Source organism: Dielma fastidiosa, assembly GCF_000313565.1.
Classification (GTDB): Bacteria; Bacillota_I; Bacilli_A; order Erysipelotrichales; family Erysipelotrichaceae; genus Dielma; species Dielma fastidiosa.
In genome coordinates this window covers 1-2382 of the sequence record NZ_HE578943.1, presented here as the reverse complement: position 1 = coordinate 2382, position 2382 = coordinate 1, and the positions used below count along the sequence as shown (strand labels likewise).

The window sequence follows — 2382 nt, the reverse complement described above, 5'->3', positions numbered from 1 at the left end:
ACCGTGTAAAATGCACTTGATTAAATAAGTGCTATAAAGTAGAATATAGCTGTAATAGAAAAGGGAGAAATATCTATGGAAAAAGAAAACAATGACAATGGAATGTTGCTATTGGCTACAATAGTAAAGAAAATGGCAATCGTAATTTTTATATTAGGTGTTATAGGTTCTTACTTTTTAGGTGAATCTATGGGTGAAATGAAGTACATTTTTGATACTTATGCTAGAAGGGTAAGTTATGATTTTAATTCATTTGCAACAGGTTTAATAATGACAACTATTACATCATTGTTAGTTTATGTGCTTGGAGAGATATTAGAAAGAACAGTTTTATGTGATGCTAATTTACACACACTATATAAAGAGTTGAATGAAATTAAAGATACACAAAAACGATTAATTAACAATGAGGGAAACAATAAATGAAAAAATATAAGAAAATTATATTAATCATTTTAGCAGTCATTTTAATTGGTTTAGGTGGTGTAGGAATATATATTGCAAAAAATGCGAATGATTTAAAAAATGATATTATTTATAACATTGAGGATAGAAATTTAAGTAAAGCATACCAACAAGTAAAAGAATCAAATGAATATATTTTAACCTTTATTGAAAATGACATTATGGATTCTTTTGATAAAGCAGTTATAGAAGATTTTATTGATATAGACATGAAGAAGTTGCCTATGCGCTTGGAAGAATATTATCCTAGCTTTTTCTCTTTAGTGGGTGGTTATCGTACATTAGGAAAAGAATTAGGAATGGATAAAGATGAATATTATATCCTTATAACACGGTTAGATAAATGGAAAGAATCATATTATAGAAATAGGATAACTTTTCTTTATCAGGAAAATCCTTCAAGTGATAAGATTGACAATTATATTGAAAATATAGTATCGTCAATACATATAAGAGATTTTCAAACCGCTTATGCACAACTAGAACAGTTCTTAAAAGAATATTATAAAGTTGAAAAAGAAATTTATGATAAGCACCCAGAATATCAAAGTATGAATAGTATTATAAAAACAGTTCGTGATGTTTATAATGATTATGCCGCTTACTATAATGCCGCTGTATATAATGATGTAAATGCTTTTGAAGAAGCCAAAAGTAGGTTGATGGATAGCACCAACGAACTGATAAAATATACAGAAGATTCAATAGATTGTTTAACTGAATGGGGTAATATATTTGGTTTCCTTAATTAATAGAGAAGAATTATGACTAAAGATAAAATCAATATCAAATTAACTGAATTAATGGTTGAAAAGAAAATAAGTAAATCTGATTTATGTTTGTTAACCAACATCAGTTTAAGTACAATAAATAACTACTGTAATAACACAGTAAAGTTATTAGATGTTCATGTGTTATGCAAGCTATGTGATGTATTAGGATGTAAAATTACTGATTTGTTGGAATATACTGTAACAAGTTAAATTAATTATATTATTTCATAAAAAAATAACTATTTTACTAGGATTGTCATATACTATATATGAAGAACACCGAAACAAAGTGAACTTTGACATTATTGTTTAGTTTTGATATAATATAGCCATGAAGGAGGGTGATAATATGAAAGCAATGTTAATGCCAATTAAGGGTAAGGCGGCAGTAAAGTTTGATAAAATATTGTCTGATGCTGGTAAATGTAGTACCAAACCAACTTCAAAGAAGGAAAGAGAAAGAATAATTAATCTTATAAATCAGGTCATAAAAGATGGAAATAGTGACAGATTACGCTTATCTAGAAATATTAAGTAAAAATAATTTTAAAGCTAATTTACCATTTATAAAGGAGTTTCGCTCATATCGATTTGAATATGGCGAAACTTTTATTAAAAATGAAGTGAAATATTACCTTGAAAATAATACAAGATATGTTACATATTTAGTTAAATCTAAAACAAATGATGATATTTTGGCATATTTTACTATATCAGCTTCTGCGATTTTTTGGGAACCATGTGGTAACATGATTAAAAATCCTGCAATAGAAATAAATTTCTTTTCTTTAAATGATAAGTTGACTATGAGTGATAAGAAACCAATTAAAGGATTAGGAAAACTAGTTTTTGAAGAATTTGTTTTACCAACTATAAAAACCATAAGTAAATATCTAGGTGTATCTACAATAATATTATTTGCTATTCCTAGTTTGAATGATAAAGTAATAAATGCATATAAAAAAATGGGTTTTGTACTTATAGATGATAAAGATGTTGAAGAATACATTCTAGTAGACCAAATACGTAATTGTAAATTAATGTGTTATACATTATCTGAAATTAGTAAAAAACTAGCTAATCGCTAGTTTTTTTTGTGAACTTTAAGAGAATATATCTCATTAAGTTACTTTACGAATTGAAG

The 2382-nt window shown here is 26.4% G+C and carries 5 protein-coding genes; all 5 read left to right on the top strand.

Going from position 1 to position 2382, the window contains the following annotated elements; all coding sequences use genetic code 11:
* The first annotated feature begins 75 nt into the window (after positions 1-75).
* Positions 76-426 carry a hypothetical protein gene (locus DAHG_RS18110; RefSeq protein WP_022939752.1) on the top strand — a complete coding sequence of 117 codons (351 nt, stop codon included), beginning with the start codon at positions 76-78 and terminating at the stop codon, positions 424-426.
* Complete coding sequence (locus DAHG_RS18105) at positions 423-1217, top strand: hypothetical protein (RefSeq protein ID WP_022939751.1); 795 nt, start codon at positions 423-425, stop codon at positions 1215-1217. Before DAHG_RS18110 ends, DAHG_RS18105 begins: the two co-directional genes overlap by 4 nt.
* 12 nt (positions 1218-1229) lie before the next feature.
* Positions 1230-1448, top strand: coding sequence for a helix-turn-helix domain-containing protein (locus tag DAHG_RS22175; protein ID WP_022939750.1), 219 nt, complete (start codon positions 1230-1232; stop codon positions 1446-1448).
* Positions 1449-1587: 139 nt separating this feature from the next.
* Positions 1588-1776, top strand: coding sequence for a hypothetical protein (locus DAHG_RS18095; RefSeq protein WP_022939749.1), 189 nt, complete (start codon positions 1588-1590; stop codon positions 1774-1776).
* The gene (locus DAHG_RS18090; RefSeq protein WP_022939748.1) at positions 1733-2326 is read left to right on the top strand and encodes a hypothetical protein; all 594 of its coding nucleotides are present in this window, start codon (positions 1733-1735) and stop codon (positions 2324-2326) included. The genes DAHG_RS18095 and DAHG_RS18090 overlap by 44 nt, the downstream gene beginning before the upstream one ends.
* The last annotated feature ends 56 nt before the right edge of the window (positions 2327-2382 follow it).